The organism is Cupriavidus sp. 96C5-1 (assembly GCF_057798855.1).
Map to the genome: position 1 here is coordinate 104,419 of NZ_JBYOJU010000017.1, position 17,058 is coordinate 121,476.

Annotated in this window: 19 protein-coding genes; 10 read left to right on the forward strand and 9 right to left on the reverse strand. The window is 68.1% G+C overall.

All coding sequences use genetic code 11. The features are described 5' to 3' along the window. From creC to AC3FOF_RS19680, 4 genes are all read left to right on the forward strand, one after another. Positions 1-1,443: a two-component system sensor histidine kinase CreC gene (gene creC, locus AC3FOF_RS19665; RefSeq protein WP_488727535.1), complete on the forward strand. Its 1,443-nt coding sequence runs from the start codon at positions 1-3 to the stop codon at positions 1,441-1,443. Between the two features lie 129 nt (positions 1,444-1,572). Next, entirely contained in the window at positions 1,573-2,979 is a 1,407-nt protein-coding gene (creD, locus tag AC3FOF_RS19670) for a cell envelope integrity protein CreD (protein ID WP_488727536.1), read from the forward strand. A 16-nt stretch (positions 2,980-2,995) separates the two neighbouring features. After that, positions 2,996-3,562, forward strand: a complete 567-nt coding sequence (locus AC3FOF_RS19675; RefSeq protein WP_488727537.1) for a metal-dependent hydrolase — start codon at positions 2,996-2,998, stop codon at positions 3,560-3,562. Between the two features lie 112 nt (positions 3,563-3,674). Further along, positions 3,675-4,496 (forward strand): DUF817 domain-containing protein, encoded by an 822-nt coding sequence (locus AC3FOF_RS19680; protein ID WP_035809173.1) that lies wholly within the window; start codon positions 3,675-3,677, stop codon positions 4,494-4,496. Between the two features lie 158 nt (positions 4,497-4,654). On the opposite strand, the gene slmA is transcribed toward AC3FOF_RS19680, so the two are convergent. The 3 genes from slmA to argB are packed head-to-tail and all read right to left on the reverse strand — an operon-like array spanning position 4,655 to position 7,280. Beyond that, a complete protein-coding gene (slmA, locus tag AC3FOF_RS19685) occupies positions 4,655-5,314 on the reverse strand; it encodes a nucleoid occlusion factor SlmA (protein ID WP_488727538.1) in 660 nt (219 codons plus the stop codon). Continuing rightward, entirely contained in the window at positions 5,311-6,291 is a 981-nt protein-coding gene (locus AC3FOF_RS19690) for a pyrimidine 5'-nucleotidase (protein WP_346430329.1), read from the reverse strand. Before AC3FOF_RS19690 ends, slmA begins: the two co-directional genes overlap by 4 nt. 59 nt (positions 6,292-6,350) lie before the next feature. Then, positions 6,351-7,280, reverse strand: coding sequence for an acetylglutamate kinase (gene argB / locus AC3FOF_RS19695; RefSeq protein ID WP_017226062.1), 930 nt, complete (start codon positions 7,278-7,280; stop codon positions 6,351-6,353). Positions 7,281-7,572: 292 nt separating this feature from the next. Between argB and AC3FOF_RS19700 the strand changes: the two genes are divergently transcribed. The 3 genes from AC3FOF_RS19700 to AC3FOF_RS19710 all read left to right on the forward strand — a co-directional run bounded on the left by AC3FOF_RS19700 (position 7,573) and on the right by AC3FOF_RS19710 (position 8,683). Further along, the gene (locus tag AC3FOF_RS19700) at positions 7,573-8,151 is read left to right on the forward strand and encodes a sigma-70 family RNA polymerase sigma factor (protein WP_488727539.1); all 579 of its coding nucleotides are present in this window, start codon (positions 7,573-7,575) and stop codon (positions 8,149-8,151) included. Between the two features lie 80 nt (positions 8,152-8,231). Then, positions 8,232-8,459, forward strand: a complete 228-nt coding sequence (locus AC3FOF_RS19705; RefSeq protein ID WP_035809951.1) for a zf-HC2 domain-containing protein — start codon at positions 8,232-8,234, stop codon at positions 8,457-8,459. Continuing rightward, positions 8,456-8,683, forward strand: coding sequence for a cysteine-rich CWC family protein (locus tag AC3FOF_RS19710; RefSeq protein WP_276266885.1), 228 nt, complete (start codon positions 8,456-8,458; stop codon positions 8,681-8,683). The genes AC3FOF_RS19705 and AC3FOF_RS19710 overlap by 4 nt, the downstream gene beginning before the upstream one ends. On the opposite strand, the gene AC3FOF_RS19715 is transcribed toward AC3FOF_RS19710, so the two are convergent. Then, entirely contained in the window at positions 8,684-9,202 is a 519-nt protein-coding gene (locus AC3FOF_RS19715; protein WP_488727540.1) for a DMT family transporter, read from the reverse strand. Positions 9,203-9,297: 95 nt separating this feature from the next. Here AC3FOF_RS19715 and AC3FOF_RS19720 point away from each other — a divergent pair, with 95 nt between their 5' ends. Then, entirely contained in the window at positions 9,298-10,233 is a 936-nt protein-coding gene (locus AC3FOF_RS19720; protein WP_276266066.1) for a LysR family transcriptional regulator, read from the forward strand. Between the two features lie 43 nt (positions 10,234-10,276). Here AC3FOF_RS19720 and AC3FOF_RS19725 read toward each other — a convergent pair whose 3' ends face one another. Further along, positions 10,277-10,756: a copper chaperone PCu(A)C gene (locus AC3FOF_RS19725; RefSeq protein WP_488727541.1), complete on the reverse strand. Its 480-nt coding sequence runs from the start codon at positions 10,754-10,756 to the stop codon at positions 10,277-10,279. Positions 10,757-10,931: 175 nt separating this feature from the next. On the opposite strand from AC3FOF_RS19725, the gene AC3FOF_RS19730 reads away from it, so the two are divergent. Both AC3FOF_RS19730 and AC3FOF_RS19735 read left to right on the forward strand, forming a co-directional pair. Then, a complete protein-coding gene (locus tag AC3FOF_RS19730) occupies positions 10,932-12,335 on the forward strand; it encodes an ATP-binding protein (RefSeq protein ID WP_488727542.1) in 1,404 nt (467 codons plus the stop codon). After that, positions 12,332-12,955: a response regulator transcription factor gene (locus AC3FOF_RS19735; protein ID WP_276266069.1), complete on the forward strand. Its 624-nt coding sequence runs from the start codon at positions 12,332-12,334 to the stop codon at positions 12,953-12,955. The genes AC3FOF_RS19730 and AC3FOF_RS19735 overlap by 4 nt, the downstream gene beginning before the upstream one ends. A gap of 22 nt (positions 12,956-12,977) precedes the next feature. Here AC3FOF_RS19735 and AC3FOF_RS19740 read toward each other — a convergent pair whose 3' ends face one another. The 4 genes from AC3FOF_RS19740 to AC3FOF_RS19755 all read right to left on the reverse strand — a co-directional run bounded on the left by AC3FOF_RS19740 (position 12,978) and on the right by AC3FOF_RS19755 (position 16,791). After that, on the reverse strand, positions 12,978-13,280 hold the full coding sequence (locus tag AC3FOF_RS19740; protein WP_017230354.1) for a hypothetical protein: 303 nt from the start codon (positions 13,278-13,280) through the stop codon (positions 12,978-12,980). 281 nt (positions 13,281-13,561) lie between these two features. Further along, the gene (gene hslU / locus AC3FOF_RS19745) at positions 13,562-14,893 is read right to left on the reverse strand and encodes an ATP-dependent protease ATPase subunit HslU (RefSeq protein WP_017230355.1); all 1,332 of its coding nucleotides are present in this window, start codon (positions 14,891-14,893) and stop codon (positions 13,562-13,564) included. 89 nt (positions 14,894-14,982) lie between these two features. Further along, a complete protein-coding gene (hslV, locus tag AC3FOF_RS19750) occupies positions 14,983-15,519 on the reverse strand; it encodes an ATP-dependent protease subunit HslV (protein WP_006162714.1) in 537 nt (178 codons plus the stop codon). Positions 15,520-15,804: 285 nt separating this feature from the next. Continuing rightward, positions 15,805-16,791: a tripartite tricarboxylate transporter substrate-binding protein gene (locus AC3FOF_RS19755; protein WP_276266070.1), complete on the reverse strand. Its 987-nt coding sequence runs from the start codon at positions 16,789-16,791 to the stop codon at positions 15,805-15,807. Positions 16,792-17,058 lie beyond the last annotated feature (267 nt).

Below are 17,058 nucleotides of genomic sequence, written 5' to 3' on the forward strand. Positions count from 1 at the left end.
ATGCATATCGGGCTTCGCATCTTCTTCGGCTTTTTCCTGATCGTCGGGCTGGCCGCCTTCCTCACGCTGCGGGTATTCGTGCAGGAGGTCAAGCCGGGCGTGCGCCAGGCCATGGAAGACACGCTGGTCGACACCGCGCACGTGCTGGCGGTGCTGGCCGCCGACGACATGAAGAACGGCCGCATCGCCGACGGCAGCTTCGCGCGGCGGCTGGCGCGGCTGCGCGGCGACAAGGTCGACGCCAATGTGTGGGGCATGCACAAGAATGCGGTGGGCTACCGCATCTACATCACCGACCAGCGCGGCATCGTGCGCTTCGATTCCGGCGAGGCCGCGGTCGGCGCCGACTACTCGCGCTGGAACGACGTCTACCGCACCCTGCGGGGCGAATACGGCGCGCGCAGCACGCGCAGCAACCCCGAAGACGACGCCAGCACGGTGATGCACGTGGCGGCGCCCATCCGCGACGGCGACAAGACCATCGGCGTGCTCACCGTGGCCAAGCCCAACGTGACCATGGCGCCCTTCATCGAACGCAGCCAGCGCAAGATCCTGCAGAGCGGCCTGCTGCTGATGGGCGGCGCCTTCGTGATCGGGCTGGTCTGCACGCTCTGGCTGGTGCACGGGCTGCGCCGCCTGCAGCGCTATGCGCGCGCGGTGGCCGCCGGCGAGCGCGCCGAGATGCCGCTGCGCGGTGCGAGCGAGCTGGCCGAGCTGGGCCGCTCGGTGGAAAGCATGCGGCTGCGGCTCGAGGACAAGCAGTATGTCGAACACTATATCCACACGCTCACGCATGAGATGAAGAGCCCGCTGGCGGCCATCAGCGGCGCCGCCGAACTGCTGCAGGAAGACATGCCCGCCGCCGACCGCAACCGCTTCGTCGCCAATATCCGGCGGCAGGCGCAACGGCTGGAGGAAATGATCCGCAAGCTGCTGGCGCTGGCGGCGCTGGAACAGCGGCAGAGCCTGGAGACCCACGAGCCGGTCGCGCTGGTACCGCTGATCGGGCAGCTGCTGCAGGAGCTGGAGCCGCGCGCGCGCCAGCGCGGGCTGGCCTTGCGCCTGCTGCCGCCGGCCCAGCCCGCGCCCATGGTGAAGGGCGACCGCTTCCTGCTGCACCAGGCACTGTCCAACCTGCTGGAGAACGCGCTCGATTTCGCCCCGGAAGCGAGCGTGGTGGAAATCGCCGTCGAGCGCCGCGGCGATCCCGCAGACACCATTGCCCTGCGGATCACCGATCACGGTCCCGGCATTCCCGACTATGCCCTGCCCCGCCTGTTCGAGCGTTTCTACTCGCTGCCGCGCCCCGGCGGGCAGGACAAGAGCACCGGCCTGGGCCTGTGCTTCGTGCGCGAGATCGCCACCCTGCATCACGGCGAGGTTGCGCTGGCCAACCGGGCCGAGGGCGGAGCCTGCGCCACGCTGACCCTGCCCGCGGCCTAGGGGCCTGCCGGCGTCGAAGCCAGCAGGGCGGCTTCACGTTCGCCACACACAGGCTTCACGCGGGCTTCCCCGGCACCTCACATGGCGGTCCTAAGCTGGCGGCATCGTGACTCCCGCGCGCCTGCCGCCATGAACCGAATCCTTCTCTGCAAGTCCGCCATCACCGCAGTGCTGATCCTGCTGATCCTGATCCCGCTGCACCTTGTCGGCAACGCGGTGCAAGACCGCAAGCATTTCCGCGAGGAAGCCGTGCACAGCGTCTGGCAGAGCTACGCCGGCCAGCAGACCCTGACCGGCCCGGTGCTGGTGCTGCCGTACAAGGAAATCCTGCGCGTGGCCGACAACAGCGACCCGAAGCGGCCCAATGCCACCGTGCTGCAGGCCGAGGCCCTGCAGGTGCTGGCCTTCCCCAAGACCCTGCGCATCAACGGGGAGGTAACGCCGAGCGAGCGCTACCGCGGCATCCACAAGGTGCTGGTGTACGAGATGCAGAGCCGCTGGCAGGGCACCATCGAACTGCCCGATCCGGGCGCGCTGCCGAAATCCGCGGGCCACGTCGGCTTTGAGGTGGGACAGCCCTATATCGCGATCGGCATCAGCGACACGCGCGGCCTGATGGCGGCGCCCACCTTCGAGCTCGACGGCAAGCCGCTGAAGCTGGAGCAAGGCGTGCGGCTGAAGAGCCTGACGCAGGGCCTGCACGCGGAGATCGACCTGCCGCCCGTCAAGGCCGCGAAACCCGGCCTGGATGGCCGGTCCGCGCAGGCACAGCGCGTGGTGCCGTTCTCGCTGACCCTGCCGCTGCTCGGCGCGCAATCGCTGGCCTTTGCCCCGGTGGCCGACCAGAACGACATTGCGCTCACCTCCGCATGGCGGCATCCGAGCTTCGACGGCGATTTCCTGCCGCGCACCCGCACCGTGGATGCGCAAGGCTTCCGCAGCAACTGGAGCGTGACCTCGTACAACACCAAGGTCCGCGGCCAGCTCGCGGGCACCGGCGACGGCATGCTGGAGACGGTTTCGGTGACGCTGATCGATCCGGTCAACATCTACCTGCAGGCGGAACGCGCGGTGAAGTACGGCGCGCTGTTCGTGCTGCTGACCTTCGCCGGCTTCTTTATGTTCGAGCTGGTCAAGCGGCTGCGCATCCATCCCATCCAGTACCTGCTGGTGGGCCTGGCGCTGGCGGTGTTCTTCCTGCTGCTGCTGAGCCTGTCGGAGCATATCGCCTTCGCGCTGGCCTACCTCGCCGCCAGCGCCGCCTGCATCGGGCTGCTGGGCTTCTACCTGTCCTTCGTGCTGCAGAGCTGGCGGCGCGGGCTGGCCTTCGCCGCGCTGCTGACCGTGCTGTATGGCGCGCTCTATGGCCTGCTGCTGTCGGAAGACAACGCGCTGATGCTGGGTTCGCTGCTGCTGTTCGTGATCCTGGCCGCCATCATGGTGATGACCCGGCGCATCGACTGGTACGCTGCGGGCGCCGCCTGGCAGCCGCTGCGCGACAAGCCCGCCGCCGACGCCCCCGCCGTGCAAAGCTGAGCCGGCGGCGCGCATCATGCCCACCTACCTCCACTGCGCTCCGCCGCTCGCCCTGGCCGCCGCGCTGGGCCGGCACCGGGTACCGGCAAGCCTGATGCTGGCCGGCGTCGCCGCCAGCATCCTGCCCGATGCCGACATGCTCAACGTCTGGTATGCCGGCGTGCGCTACAGCAGCGTGCTGGGCCATCGCGGCCTGACCCATTCGATCGGCTTCGCGCTGGCGCTCGGGCTGCTGGCCGCGCTGGCGGCGCGGCGCTGCGGCTGGCGGCGCGGCATCGCCTTCCTGTTTATCGCCGCCAGCGCCGCCTCGCACCCGCTGCTGGACCTGCTGACCGACCGCGGCATCGGCACGGCGCTGTTCTATCCGCTGCTGGACCGGCGCGTGACCCTGCCGTGGCGGCCGCTGCCGCTGACCGGCGCGGGACTGTTCGGCACAGCCCGCCTGTGGCTGGAATGCCTGTGGATCGGGCTGCCGATGCTGACGCTGGCCACGCTCGGCGCCGCGCTGCGCCAGCGGCTCGATCGCAAGCAGCCGCTCCAGCAGGGTGCGGCCATGGCGACCGCGCGCGCCAGTGCGGATTGAAACCGCCATGACCACCCGCGCCACGCAGATGCCCGACCTGCTCGACACACTCGACCCGCGCCTTGGGCCGCCCGGCGGCCCAGGCCCCTCGCACAACCGGCTCGACCGCTTCCTGACCGCGCCGCGCCCTGGCCTCGCTCTGGCCGGCACCGCACGCGCGCTGTGCGAGTTCCTGGCCTTCGGCGTCAAGGAGGCCCGCTCCTGCCTGTTCGCGGGGCTGTTCTTCCTGGCCGTCTTCGCCGTGCCGCGCGGCGGCTGGCTGGGCATCCCGCGCTACGACCTGCTGCTGGCGGCAGCGCTCGGCATCCAGGCGGCGATGGTCTGGGCGCGGCTGGAAACGCTGGACGAACTCAAGGCCATCAGCCTGTTCCACGTAGTGGGCTTCGCGCTGGAGGTATTCAAGACGTCAGGCGGCATCCAGTCGTGGAGCTATCCGGACTTCGCCTACACCAAGGTACTGGGCGTGCCGCTGTTCTCGGGCTTCATGTACGCGGCGGTGGGCAGCTACATCATCCAGGCCTGGCGCATCCTGGACGTGCGCGTGCGGCATCACCCGCCATACTGGATGGCGGGCCTGATGGCGGCGCTGGTGTACGCGAACTTCTTCACCCACCACTTTATCGGCGACTTCCGCTGGTACCTGGCCTGCGGCATCGCGGGGCTGTATGCGCGCGCCACCGTGCGCTTCCGGCCGCTGGACCGCGAGCGCGAGATGCCGCTGCTGCTGGCTTTCGTACTGATCGGCCTGTTCGTCTGGATCGCGGAGAACATCAGCACGTTCTTCGCGGTATGGCGCTACCCCAACCAGCTCGGCGCGTGGTCGGCGGTGCATGTGGGCAAATGGAGTTCGTGGTCGCTGCTGATCGTGATGACCTTCACCATCGTGGCCAACCTGAAGCACATCAAGGCCAGCATCCATGTGCCGGCGGCCTGATGCTGCCGGCAACGCCGCATCGGTGCTGCGCGCTTGCACTTGTGTCCCGGCTGGGAGGAAGGCCGGGGGAGAGGGAGTGACAACCCTCGGGCGCCGCAGGCCGCACTGGCGCATCCTGCCGGCTTCGGCCAGTGCCTCAGCTTTGCCGGCAGGCGCGATTAGCCCAGCAACACCCGCAACTGCGCGTCCGCGTTCTCGCTCGGCAGCTTGCGGAAGCCGCTCTTGGCATAGCGGTGCCACAGGCCCTGCACGGTCGCCACGATCAGCGCCGCGCGCACCGGCACGTCGGTGTCGGATGGGAAGGCGCCCTGGCTGATGGCGATCTTCAGGCACTGGCGCAGCGAGGCCTCGATGCGGTCCACTAGCTGGTTGATGCGCTCCTGCAGGCGATCGTGCTCGCCCACCAGTGCTTCACCGGTAAGCACACGCGTCATGCCGGGGTTTTTCTCGGCAAAGGACAGCAGCATGCGCACCACCGCGTGCGCCTGGCGCAGGCCATGCTCTTCCTGGGTGGTGATCTGGTTGATCAGGCCGAATACGGTCTGCTCGATAAAGCCGATCAGGCCCTCGAACATCTGCGCCTTGCTGGCGAAATGGCGGTACAGCGCCGCCTCTGAAACGCTGAGCTTGGCGGCCAGCGCCGCGGTGGTGATCTTTTCCCCGCGCGGCACTTCCAGCATCCCGGCCAGCGTCTGCAGGATCTGCACGCGCCTTTCGCCCGGACGCGGGCGCTTGCGTGGCGGCGCCTCGTCGGCGTCCACGCCTGTCCCGCCGGCGGCGGGAACCGCGCCCGGCGGGCGACCATTACTGTGCATCATGACCCGATTCTCCGAATTCGTCGTTGGAGTTGATGCATGGATTGTACTTTTACGTCCACATAGCCGGGGCGATTTACGATGCGCGCCCGCACGCGCGGTGCCGATGCCGGCAGCGCCTGCGGCGCCGTCGCGCCTTGCGGCCGCGACGGCGGGTCCTGCGTCTCGGCCGCCACCAGCGTTACCGAATGCTCCTGCGCGGCATGGCCGGCATGCCGCCGGTTTTCCGCGTCCAGCGTGGTACGCAGCACAGTGTCGCCGCTGACGCCGGCCACCGCGGCATTGGCGGGCATCGGCACGTCGTGCGGGCGCGACGGCGCCAGCGTGCGCAGATAGCCCGTCACCCAGGCGGTGCGGATGCCGGTGCCAGCATAGCGCTTGAGATGGGAGAGCGTGTCCTCCACCAGCACCGCGCGGTGCGGCGCCACGCCTTGCTGGACCAGCAGGCGGCGCAGCATGCGCCGGTCCGGCTTGGGCCGCAGGTGGCCGTGCACCCACATGTCCTCGATCGCTACCACGCGCTCGAAGCAATGCTGGATACCCGCCACGCGCATCACCGCACGCGCGTAATGCTCCGGCGCATTGGTCACCAGGATCTTGCGGCCCGGCAGGCGGCGCAGGTGAGCGACCAGGCCGCGCTGCACCCGCACCATCTCCGCCAGTTGCGGGAAGTCGTGCGCGGCGCGCAGGAAGTCGGCCGGGTCCACGCCGTGATGGCGGATCATGCCGAGCAGGGTCGCGCCATAGCGCTGCCAGTACTTGACCCGTACCTCGCTGGCGGTGGCCTCGTCGCTGCCCAGCACGCGCGCGACATACGCCGTCATCAACTGGTTGATAGCGGGAAAGATCGCGTGCGACGCGTCGTGCAGCGTGTTGTCGAGGTCAAACAGCCAGACCGTGCGGCCGGAATTGTCGCCCGCAGGGCGGCGTCGGCGCGCACCGCGCAGGCTGCGGCGCAAGGGCGGTGAAATAGGTGGCACGCGGGAAAGAAAGAGGGGTGAGGCGGCAGCGCGCGGCGCGCGCTGCCGGGGGATGCGTTCTAGTGCGAACGGATCATGGTGCCGAACGCCTGTTCGGTCAGGATTTCGAGCAACAGCGAGTGTTCGATGCGGCCGTCGATGATGTGCACCGAATTGACGCCGCTCTTGGCCGCGTCCAGCGCCGACGAGATCTTGGGCAGCATGCCGCCGGAGATGGTGCCGTCGGCGAACAGTTCCTCGATCTCGCGCGCCGACAGGTCGGTCAGCAGGTTGCCGGCCTTGTCCATCACACCCGGGATGTTGGTCATCATCACCAGCTTCTCGGCCTTGAGGATCTCGGCCATCTTGCCCGCCACCACATCGGCGTTGATATTGTAGGCCTGGCCGTCGTCGGAGAAACCGATCGGCGAGATCACCGGGATGAAGGCATCGTCCTGCAAGGCCTTGACCACCGCCGGGTTGATCGCCTCGATATCGCCCACGTAGCCGATATCGATAAAGGCCCCCGGGTTCTCGCGGTCCGGCATCTTCAGGCGCTTGGCGCGGATCAGGCCGCCGTCCTTGCCGGTCAGGCCCACGGCCTGGCCGCCGTACTGGTTGATCAGCATGACGATGTCCTGCTGCACTTCACCGCCCAGCACCCATTCGACCACTTCCATGGTCTCTTCATCGGTGACGCGCATGCCCTGGATGAAGGTGCCGACCTTGCCGACTTTCTTCAGGGCCTCGTCGATCTGCGGGCCACCACCGTGGACCACGACCGGGTTCATGCCAACCAGCTTGAGCAGGATCACGTCGCGCGCGAAGCCGTGCTTGAGCTTTTCCTCGGTCATGGCGTTGCCGCCGTACTTGACCACAATGGTCTTGCCGTGAAACTTGCGGATATAGGGCAGCGCCTCGGCAAGGATTTCGGCCTTGAGGGCTGGGGCAATTGCGGCCACCGCGGTAGCGGCAGGCCCAGGGGTGTCGGCGTTCATGGCAAGGGACATCCGTGAGATTCAACAGGTATCATGGCAATTCTGACCGGTGGCGGGCAACTGGTTCCAGGTTTTCTGGCCCCGAATTCGCCACCTCCGGCCGCGGCAGGCGCAGATTTTACAAGAAACCGCGCCGCACGCGTGCGGACGGTGGCGCGAGGGGGCTCAAAACCGGTGCATGCGTCCCGCAGCGCACCATGCCGTTCTATCCGCGCAACAGTCTGTCAACAGTCGGTAACAGCTTCTAACCGTCGCCTCATCACGTAACAGCGCACGTAACAACGCACGCAACCGCGGCAAGAACATGAGCCTGCACCCCGACGACCTGAACGCAGTGCGCCCCCATCTGCTGCGCTTCGCGCGCCTGCAGCTGCGCGACGAAGCGCTGGCCGAGGACACCGTCTCCGACACCCTGGTGGCCGCGCTGGAGCACCCGGAGCGTTTTGCCGGCCAGTCCGCGCTGAAGACCTACCTGATCGGCATCCTCAAGCACAAGATCATCGACACGCTGCGCAGCGGCCGGCGCGAGGTCCGCCTGACCCTGGGCGGCGGCGACGACGATGGCGAAGGGCAGTCCGATCTCGACGCGTTCGATGCCCTTTTCACCAAGAATGGCCATTACCATACGCCGCCGTCCGACTGGGGCAACCCCGACCGCACGCTGGAGCGCCGCGAATTCTTCGAGATCCTGCAATTGTGCGTGGACAAGCTGCCCGCCAAGATCGGGCGGATTTTCATGATGCGGGAATGGCTGGAGCTGGAAACCGAGGAAATCTGTCAGGAACTGGAGATCACGACGACCAATGCCTGGGTCATGCTGTACCGCGCCCGCATGCGCCTGCGCGAGTGCCTGGAACTCAACTGGTTCGGGCACAAGGCGTGACCGTATGACCTGACCCGATCCGCCGGGCCGGAGCAGCCGGGCAAGCTGCCACGCCCCCGAGCGTCCCACCGAAGGAAGACATGCCAGATACGCCACCCCGCCGCTCCCTGCTGCCGAACTGCCGTGAAATCCACCGCCTGACGATGGAGGGGATGGACCGCCCCTTGAGCTGGATCGAGCGCGTGCGCATGCGCGGCCATATCGCCATCTGCGACGCCTGCACCAACTTTTCCGCCCAGATGCGCCTGATGCGCGCCGCCATGAGCCGGCTGGGGCAGGAAGACGAGCCGCCCAGGAACCAGCCATGAGCGATCCGCGCACCGTGCTGACCGGGCAATTGCGTCCCGTCGAGCATTGCAGCGCTTGCGGCGCGGGCTTTGTGTGCGGCTATGCGGCCGGCCTGCCGCAGTGCTGGTGCGCCAGCCAGCCGCTGCTGCCCGCGCGCCGCATCGTGCCTGGCCAGCATTGCCTGTGCCCCGCCTGCCTCGCCCGGCGCCGGCAGGACGCCGGCAGGGTAGCGGAGGAAGGCTGATCAACCCGCGGCCTGCGCGGGCGCGGGCCGCGGCGCGGCGCCCCCGGCGTACTGCATCACCACCACCCCCAGCACCACCAGCAGGGCGCCGGCCAGCCGGCCCGGCGTCACGGCTCGCGCCGCGAAACCGGCCAGGCCGAACTGGTCGAGCAGCAATGCCCCCACCATCTGCCCCGCCACCACCGCGGCGATAAAGCCGCCGGCACCCAGGCGCGGGGCCAGCACCAGTGCCGCCGAAATATAGAACACACCCGCCACGCCGCCGGCCCAGATCCAGGCCGGCCCGCGCGCCGCCGCGGCAAGTGCCGGAAAAGGCGCCTTGAGCAGCATCAACAGCGGCAGCACCACCGCCAGGCTGACCAGCAGCGAGGCCACGGTCGCCCACAGCGGGTGGCCCAGGCTGCGCCCGAGCAGGGCATTGGCGCCCGCCTGGAAGGGAATCACGGACCCGGCTGCAATCGCAACCAGCACGGGAACAAGGCCGGCATAGGCCGGGGAAACGCTGCTAAAACCTGGCATCGGGACATCTCCACAAAGGCTTGATCGATCGCCTCAGTGTGAAATATTGCACCGCGAATTTCCAATTCTCGTTTCATAGGGTTAATATGCGCCGCATGAATGATCTACGCGGTATCGACCTGAACCTGCTGGTGGTGCTGGAAGCACTGCTGGCCGAACGACATATCTCGCGCGCGGCGCTGCGGCTGCACTTGAGCCAGCCCGCCGTCAGCCATGCGCTGGGCCGCCTGCGCCAATTGCTGGACGACCCGCTGCTGGTGCGCGGCCAGGGTGGCCTGGTGCCCAGCGCGCGTGCCCACGAACTGGCCGGACCGCTGGCCGAAGCGCTGGCGCAGGTGCGTATCCTGCTGGGGCCGTCCGGCTTCCAGCCCGCCACCGCGCGCCGCAGCTTCCGGCTGGCCATGTCCGACTACGGCGCCATGGCGCTGCTGCCCGGCCTGCTGCGTGCGGTGCGCAAGGTCGCGCCGGGAATCGACCTGGTGGTCAGCCAGGCCAGCCGCGAGGCCATGACAGCCAAGGTGGCGGATGGCGAAATCGACCTGGCGCTGGGCGTGTTCGGGCCACCTCCGGAGGGTGTGCGCACCACGGCGTTGTTCGAGGAGACCTATGCATGCATGGTGGACGCGGCCACGGTACGCGGCCTGGGCAAGCTCGACCAGGTCGCCTACCTGGCCCGCTCGCATGTGCTGGTGGCCACCCACAGCGAGCGCGTGGACGCCATCGACGCGGCCGTGGCCAAGGCGGGCGGGCGGCGCAAGATCGCCTGCGTGCTGCCCCACTGGAGCGTGGCGCCGGCCCTGATCGCCGGCACCAACCTGGTCCTGACCACGGCGCGCCGCAGCCTGGCGGCGTTCGAGGAGGATCCGCGCTTCGCCGTGTTCGAGCCGCCCTTCCCGCTGCCGGGCTTTGTCTTCAGCCTGATCTGGCACGACCGCACCGATGCCGATCCGGGACACTCCTGGCTGCGCGACCGGGTGATCGCCGTCGCCGCCGGGGACGAGCCCGACGACGCGATCAGCCTGCGCAGCTGAGGCGTAAAGAGCAACGGGGACCCGGGCTGGCCCCCTTGCCCCATCAGTGCTTGTGGTCGCCGTGGGCACCGGCCGCCGGGGCCGCTGCGCCAAGGTCGCGCACCTCGGCGTCGACCTTCTGTTCGACCATCTTGCCGCCCTGCTCGAACTTGAGCGTGAGCGCCACCTTGTCGCCCTTCTTCAGCGGCGCCTTGAGGCCCATCAGCATCACGTGATAGCCGCCCGGCTTGAGTTCGACATCCTGCATGGCGGGCAGGTCGAGCGCGCCGAGCGCGCGCATGCGCATCACGTTGCCATCCATCTTCATCTCATGGACTTCGGCCGTGGCCGCCGCCGGCGTGCTCACGCCGACCAGCTTGGCGGGCGTGTGGGCATGCAGGGTCATGAAGACGCCGGTGGCGGTCTGCGCCGGCACGGTGCCGCGCGCCCAGGCGTTGCTGACATCGACCTGGGCCAAGGCCGCGGTCGAGCACAGCGCGGCGAACAGGGCGGCAGGCACCGCGGCGAGGAATCTGGCTTGCATCGGGATCATCTCCACTGAATCACTGAATGTCGCGAAAGAATCATTAGACCATGCCGGCCCAGGCCATGCCCGCCCGGCAGATAACCGCACAGTCTGGCAGCGCCCCCGGCACCGACCAATGCGGCACGGTGTCGCACACGGGGGGCCGGGCCCCCGTCGTTGTTAAACTCGCGGCATGGACACCACCGCCGCCGTGCCGCCAGCCACGGTCATCCCCCATCCGAGCACCGCACAGGGCGCGACCCCGGTCCGCCACAACCTGGTGAGCCTGCGCCGCCTGTTCTGGCTGCGCTGGGCGCTGCTGGGTGGCCAGGCGGCGCTGCTGGTGTCGTGCGAGGCGGTGGCTGGCGTGATCCTGCCCTACAGCCCGCTACTGGCGATCTTCAGCCTGCAGGCGCTGTTCAACCTGCTGACCGGCCTGCGCCTGCGCCAGCACACCGGCCGCGGGGCCAGGCCGGGCGATGCCGAGTTGATGGGCCAGTTGATGGTCGACCTGACGGCGCTGTCGGCCATCCTGTTCTTCACCGGCGGCGCCACCAATCCCTTTGTTTCCTTCTACCTGCCCGGCCTGGCGATCGCCGCCGCCATCCTGCCGTGGCGCCACGTGGTGGCGCTGGCCTTCTACGCGCTGGCCTGCTACAGCCTGATGCTGATCGAGTACGTGCCGCTGAACCTGCACAACCCGGACAACGCCATCAACTACCACCTGGCCGGCATGTGGCTCAACTTTGTCGCCAGCGCCACCATGATCGCGGTATTCGTGTCGCGGCTGTCCGGCGTACTGCGCCAGCGCGATGCCGAGCTGAACCTGGCGCGCGAGCAATTGCTGCGCGACGCGCGCGTGGAGGCGCTCAACGACCAGGCCGCCGCGGTGGCCCACGAGATCGGCACGCCGCTGGCCACGCTGGCGGTCATCGCCGGCGAGCTGCGCGCCGATGCGGCCGACCCGCGCCTCGGCGCCACGCGGGTATCCGCCTACCTGCCGGACCTGCAGACCATGGAGCAGCAACTGGAGCTATGCAAGTCCATCCTGGCCCGCCTGCGCGACGACCACGAGACCGCGGCGCCGCAGCGCATCGATGCGTGGCTGGATGGCTATGTCGAGCGCTGGCAGCTACGCCACCCGCATGCCCGGCTGGAAGCCAACGCCATTGGCGACGCCGCGGGCCTGCCCGTGGAAGCGGCGCGCGTCGGGCAGATCCTGACGATCCTGCTGGATAACGCCGCGCGCAGCCAGCTGGCTGCCGGGCGCGAGCAGATTCCCCTGCGGCTGGCGATCTCGCTGGACGACCATGGCACGCCGCCAACCCTGACCTTCCGGGTGACCGACCGCGGCCTCGGCATTCCGCCCGCGCAGCGCGCACGGCTGGGAGAAGCCCCGATGGCCAGCATGCATGGCGGCCAGGGCATCGGCGTGTACCTGGCGCAAAGCGCCGCCCAGCAGATGGGCGGCCGCCTGGCCTGGCACGACCACCACGAGGGCGGCACCGTGGCCGAGCTGCGCCTGCCCGCCCCCGCTCCGGAACCCTTGCCGGCGGCGCCTCCGCCAGCTTCACCCCTGACCACGAATCCGCGATGACCGACGCCTTGAACGATCCCGCCGCCGATGGCGCACAGCCCGGCGTCACCGATGCCGCCCCCTTCCTGGTCGTCGACGACGATGCCGTATTCGCCGGCGCCCTGGCACGCGCGCTGACGCGCCGCGGCTACGCGGTGCAGATCGCGCACAACCGCCAGCAGGCGCTGGCCCTGGCCGCGCAAACCCCGTTCGAGTACGTCACGCTGGACCTGCACCTGAGCCCGCCCCCGGAAGCCGGCAGCACCGCGCCGGCCGAGTCCGGCCTGCACCTGGTCGGCCCCCTGCGGGCGGCCTTGCCCGAAGCGCGCATCCTGGTGCTGACCGGCTATGCCAGCATTGCCACCGCGGTGGCGGCGGTCAAGCATGGCGCCGACGAATACCTGGCCAAGCCGGCCAATGTGGATTCGATCCTGACCGCGCTGATGGCGGGCGTATCGGAGGAAGCGGCCGAAGCCGCCATGGAAGAACCGGTGCCACTATCGGTAGCCCGGCTGGAATGGGAGCACATCCAGCGGGTACTGGCCGAACACGACGGCAATATCTCCGCCACCGCGCGCGCGCTCAACATGCACCGCCGCACACTGCAGCGCAAACTGGGAAAACGGCCGGTTTCGCGCTAGCGTCCGGGGCCGCGAACCGCGCTCAGAGGCGCAGTTGCACGTAGTCCCAGCCCAGATCGTCCTCCGGGGACAGGCCTTGCGCCGCCAGGTGCAGGGCATCGCTGGCATGGCGATCGGCCCGCGAGCCGAGATCGCCGGCCTGCACGGCCAGATCCGCCACCGCGGGGAGGTCCTTGCCTGCCAGCACCGCAAGCTTGCGTGCCACCGGCGCAGGCGCCGGACGGGTTGTGACCGAGGGCGCCGCCGCCGGCCGCGCGCACAGGAACACGGTTGCCGCGGCGAGGCCGCACAGCACGCCGAACGAGGACAGTAGCTCGCGTTTCATTTCGTTTCTCCTGCCTGGTTGGTTGGTGAATGGATGCATGCAAAGCGGTAAGCGCGGGGGCTGACCGGCTGGCCGGGTCACACGATCGGGCCGCCGCCACTTTGGCATTGCATTGCAGCACGCACCAGCGTGCTTACGAATGCTTACCAGCCTTACCAGTGTGAGTCACGGACCTTCATTTCTCCTTCACGCGCGCTGAACGGATGCGACAGACGACAAAAAGGGGCGCCGTGGCGCCCCTTTTGCCTGCGGCGGCTGGTGCCGCCCGCATGCCTTGCCGCTTACAGCACGTAGCGCGACAGGTCTTCGTTACCCGCCAGGTCGCCCAGGCGTTCATCGACATAAGCCGCATCGATGGTGACGGTCTCGCCCGAGGACTTGGTGGCGTGGAAGGACAGGTCCTCCAGCAGCCGCTCCATGACCGTGTACAGGCGGCGCGCACCGATGTTCTCGACCTTCTCGTTGACCGAGAAAGCCATCTCCGCCAGTCGGCGGATGCCGTCCGGGGCGAACACCAGCTGCACCTGCTCGGTGCTCAGCAGCGCCTGGTATTGCTTGGTCAGGCTGGCGTCGGTCTGGGTCAGGATGGCCTCGAAGTCGGACACCGACAGCGATTCCAGTTCGACGCGGATCGGGAACCGGCCCTGCAGCTCGGGGATCAGGTCGCTGGGCTTGGACAGGTGGAACGCACCCGAGGCGATGAACAGGATGTGATCGGTCTTGATCATGCCGTACTTGGTGTTGACCGTGGTGCCCTCGACCAGCGGCAGCAGGTCGCGCTGCACGCCCTGGCGCGACACTTCTCCGCCGCCCACTTCGCTGCGGCTGGCGATCTTGTCGATCTCGTCCAGGAACACGATGCCGTTCTGCTCCACATTGGCCACGGCCTTGTGCTTGAGCTCCTCGTCGTTGAGCAGCTTGGCGGCTTCCTCGTCGATCAGCAGCTTGAAGGCTTCGTGCACCTTCATCTTGCGGCGCGCCTTCTTGCCCTGGCCCAGGCCGGCAAACATGGTGCGGATCTGCTCGGTCATGTCTTCCATGCCCGGGGGACCCATGATGTCCATGCTGGGGGCGCCGGCGGAGAGCTCGAGTTCGATTTCCTTGTCATCGAGCTGGCCTTCGCGCAGCTTCTTGCGGAACACCTGGCGGGTGTTGGAATCCTTCTCTTCGGGCTGGTTGAAGCCGATATCGCGCGGCGGCGGCAGCAGTACATCGAGCAGGCGGTCCTCGGCGGCGTCCTCGGCCTTGGCGCGCACCTTCTTCATTTCGGATTCGCGCGCCTGCTTGACCGCCATCTCGGCAAGGTCGCGCACGATGGTGTCGACGTCGCGGCCGACGTAGCCCACCTCGGTGAACTTGGTGGCTTCGATCTTGATGAAGGGCGCGTCGGCCAGCTTGGCCAGGCGGCGCGCGATCTCGGTCTTGCCGACGCCGGTCGGTCCGATCATCAGGATGTTCTTGGGCGTGATTTCCTGGCGCAGGGGTTCTTCCACCTGCTGGCGACGCCAGCGGTTGCGCAGCGCGACCGCTACCGCCTTCTTGGCCTTGGTCTGGCCGATGATGTGCTTGTCGAGTTCGGAAACGATTTCCGACGGGGTCATGGTATGCGACATGGTATCCGTTCAGTGGAAGACGGGCCGGAGCGCGGCGGCCCCCGGTCCCAGGCGGCCGCGCGTCCGGGGACTGCGCGGCCGTCCGACGCTCATTCCAGCGTCTCGATGACGAAGTTGGTGTTGGTGTAGATGCAAAGCTCGCCGGCAATGCCCAGCGACTTCTCCACGATGTCCTTGGGCGACAGCTCGGTGTTTTCCACCAGCGCCTTGGCGGCCGACTGCGCATAGGCGCCGCCCGAGCCGATCGCGGCCACGCCGCCCTCAGGATCGAGCACGTCGCCGTTGCCGGTGATCACCAGGGTGGTGTCGCGGTCGGCCGTGATCAGCATGGCCTCGAGCCGGCGCAGCGCGCGGTCCGAACGCCAGTCCTTGGCGAGGTCGACGGCGGCGCGGGTCAGGTTGCCCTGGTACTTCTCCAGCTTGGCCTCGAAGCGGTCGAGCAGCGAGAAGGCGTCCGCGGTGCTGCCGGCGAAGCCGACCAGCACCTTGCCGTTATAGATGCGGCGCACCTTGCGTGCGGTGCCCTTCATCACGATATTGCCGAGCGTGACTTGGCCGTCACCCCCGACTGCAACCTGGTTGCCGCGCCGGACGCTGACGATGGTAGTGCCGTGATACTGTTCCATGATGGCTTCGCGAGAATATGTCAGGGAGGTAGGTGGCGACGGGTGCGGCCGAATTCAAGGGCCGCTTCGAGAGGCTATCTCCGCGTCCTATGCGGGGCCGGATGCACTCGATCCACTATATACGAGGCTGCCACCGCACGCGCCCGGGCGGGGTATCCGCGGGGGAACGGACAAGCAAAAAGGCCACGCATCGCGCGTGGCCTTTTTGTTGACAAGCTTTGCAGCACTGTCGGTTCGCCTCCCTCTCCCACGCCAGCGTCGGGGCGGTGTCCCCGATCCGACGGTTCAGTCCGCGTACACGCCGGCTTTCTTGATCACCGGGGACCACTTGCCGATTTCCCCCGCCAGGAAGGTCTTCAGCGATTCCGGTGTGGCGCGCTGGGCCGGCACGGCCTCGGCGCCCAGCTCGGCCATCTTGGCGCGGAAGGTCGGGTCCGTCACGGCCTTCTGCAGCGCGGCGGAGAGCTTGTCCACCACCGGCTTGGGCGTGCCCTTGGGCGCGTACATGGCGTGCCAGATCTTCACTTCGACGCCCGGCAGGCCTTGTTCGGCGGCGGTCGGGATGTCCTTGAAGGCCTCCACGCGGCGGCTCTGCATGGCGGCATAGGGCTTGAGCGCCCCCGCCTTGAGCTGGCCGGCGATATTGGTGGTCTGGTCGCACATCAGGTTGACCTGGCCGCCCAGGATATCGGTCAGCGCCGGCGCCGTGCCCTTGTAGGGCACCGTGGTCAGATCGGTCTGGATCGCGCTCAGGAACAGCAGGCCGCACAGGTGCGAGGCCGAGCCGATGCCGGCGTTGGCCAGCGACAGCTTGCTGGCATTGGCCTTGATGTAGGGCAACAGCTCCTTGAAGCTGGCGGGCGGCAGGTTCTTGTTGCCGACCATCACCATCGGCACGTCGGCGATCTCGCCGATGGTCTCGAAGTCCTTGAGCGGATCGAAGCCGAGATTGCGGTACAGCGCCGGCGCGGTCGACATGCCGATATGGTGGATCAGGATGGTGTAGCCGTCGTTCTTGGCCTGCGCCACCTTCTTGGCGCCGATGGTGCCGCCCGCGCCGCCCAGGTTCTCGATCACCATCGTGGTGCCCAGGTGCTTGGACATGATCATGACCAGTTCGCGCGCCACCTTGTCGGTCGGGCCGCCTGCGGAGAACGGCACCACCGCCGAGACCGGCTTGCTGCCCGGGTATTCCTGCGCCTGCGCGCCCGCGTGCATTCCCATCATGCCGACCGTCAGCGCGGCAGCCACAAACTGTGCAACTCGTTTCATGCTATCTCCTGGATACCCTTCTTTTCCCGTTCCGGCACTGCCCCGGCCGGAGCGGCGCACCCTGTCGGGCGCGGCCGCCCCTGCGCCGCCGGCCCGATCCGGGCGGCAGCGCCGACCATGACGCGGGCACAGCGCATACGGCCGCCGCAGCTTGGGCCGCGCGACCGGAGCGCAATGCTATCAATGTCGAAAAGTGGCAAATATCCGGAATAACCCGTTAAGACATTTCATCGGCCCGCCACGCCAAATGTATCGAACTCGCCTCAG

Excerpts from the sequence above, each read along its gene's own strand:
- creC (WP_488727535.1), top strand. The coding sequence starts at position 1 with ATGCATATCGGGCTTCGCATCTTCTTCGGCTTTTTCCTGATCGTCGGG.
- creD (WP_488727536.1), top strand. The coding sequence starts at position 1,573 with ATGAACCGAATCCTTCTCTGCAAGTCCGCCATCACCGCAGTGCTGATC.
- AC3FOF_RS19675 (WP_488727537.1), top strand. The coding sequence starts at position 2,996 with ATGCCCACCTACCTCCACTGCGCTCCGCCGCTCGCCCTGGCCGCCGCG.
- slmA (WP_488727538.1), bottom strand. The coding sequence starts at position 5,314 with ATGATGCACAGTAATGGTCGCCCGCCGGGCGCGGTTCCCGCCGCCGGC.
- argB (WP_017226062.1), bottom strand. The coding sequence starts at position 7,280 with ATGTCCCTTGCCATGAACGCCGACACCCCTGGGCCTGCCGCTACCGCG.
- AC3FOF_RS19700 (WP_488727539.1), top strand. The coding sequence starts at position 7,573 with ATGAGCCTGCACCCCGACGACCTGAACGCAGTGCGCCCCCATCTGCTG.
- AC3FOF_RS19705 (WP_035809951.1), top strand. The coding sequence starts at position 8,232 with ATGCCAGATACGCCACCCCGCCGCTCCCTGCTGCCGAACTGCCGTGAA.
- AC3FOF_RS19710 (WP_276266885.1), top strand. The coding sequence starts at position 8,456 with ATGAGCGATCCGCGCACCGTGCTGACCGGGCAATTGCGTCCCGTCGAG.
- AC3FOF_RS19715 (WP_488727540.1), bottom strand. The coding sequence starts at position 9,202 with ATGCCAGGTTTTAGCAGCGTTTCCCCGGCCTATGCCGGCCTTGTTCCC.
- AC3FOF_RS19720 (WP_276266066.1), top strand. The coding sequence starts at position 9,298 with ATGAATGATCTACGCGGTATCGACCTGAACCTGCTGGTGGTGCTGGAA.
- AC3FOF_RS19725 (WP_488727541.1), bottom strand. The coding sequence starts at position 10,756 with ATGCAAGCCAGATTCCTCGCCGCGGTGCCTGCCGCCCTGTTCGCCGCG.
- AC3FOF_RS19730 (WP_488727542.1), top strand. The coding sequence starts at position 10,932 with ATGGACACCACCGCCGCCGTGCCGCCAGCCACGGTCATCCCCCATCCG.
- AC3FOF_RS19735 (WP_276266069.1), top strand. The coding sequence starts at position 12,332 with ATGACCGACGCCTTGAACGATCCCGCCGCCGATGGCGCACAGCCCGGC.
- AC3FOF_RS19740 (WP_017230354.1), bottom strand. The coding sequence starts at position 13,280 with ATGAAACGCGAGCTACTGTCCTCGTTCGGCGTGCTGTGCGGCCTCGCC.
- hslU (WP_017230355.1), bottom strand. The coding sequence starts at position 14,893 with ATGTCGCATACCATGACCCCGTCGGAAATCGTTTCCGAACTCGACAAG.
- hslV (WP_006162714.1), bottom strand. The coding sequence starts at position 15,519 with ATGGAACAGTATCACGGCACTACCATCGTCAGCGTCCGGCGCGGCAAC.
- AC3FOF_RS19755 (WP_276266070.1), bottom strand. The coding sequence starts at position 16,791 with ATGAAACGAGTTGCACAGTTTGTGGCTGCCGCGCTGACGGTCGGCATG.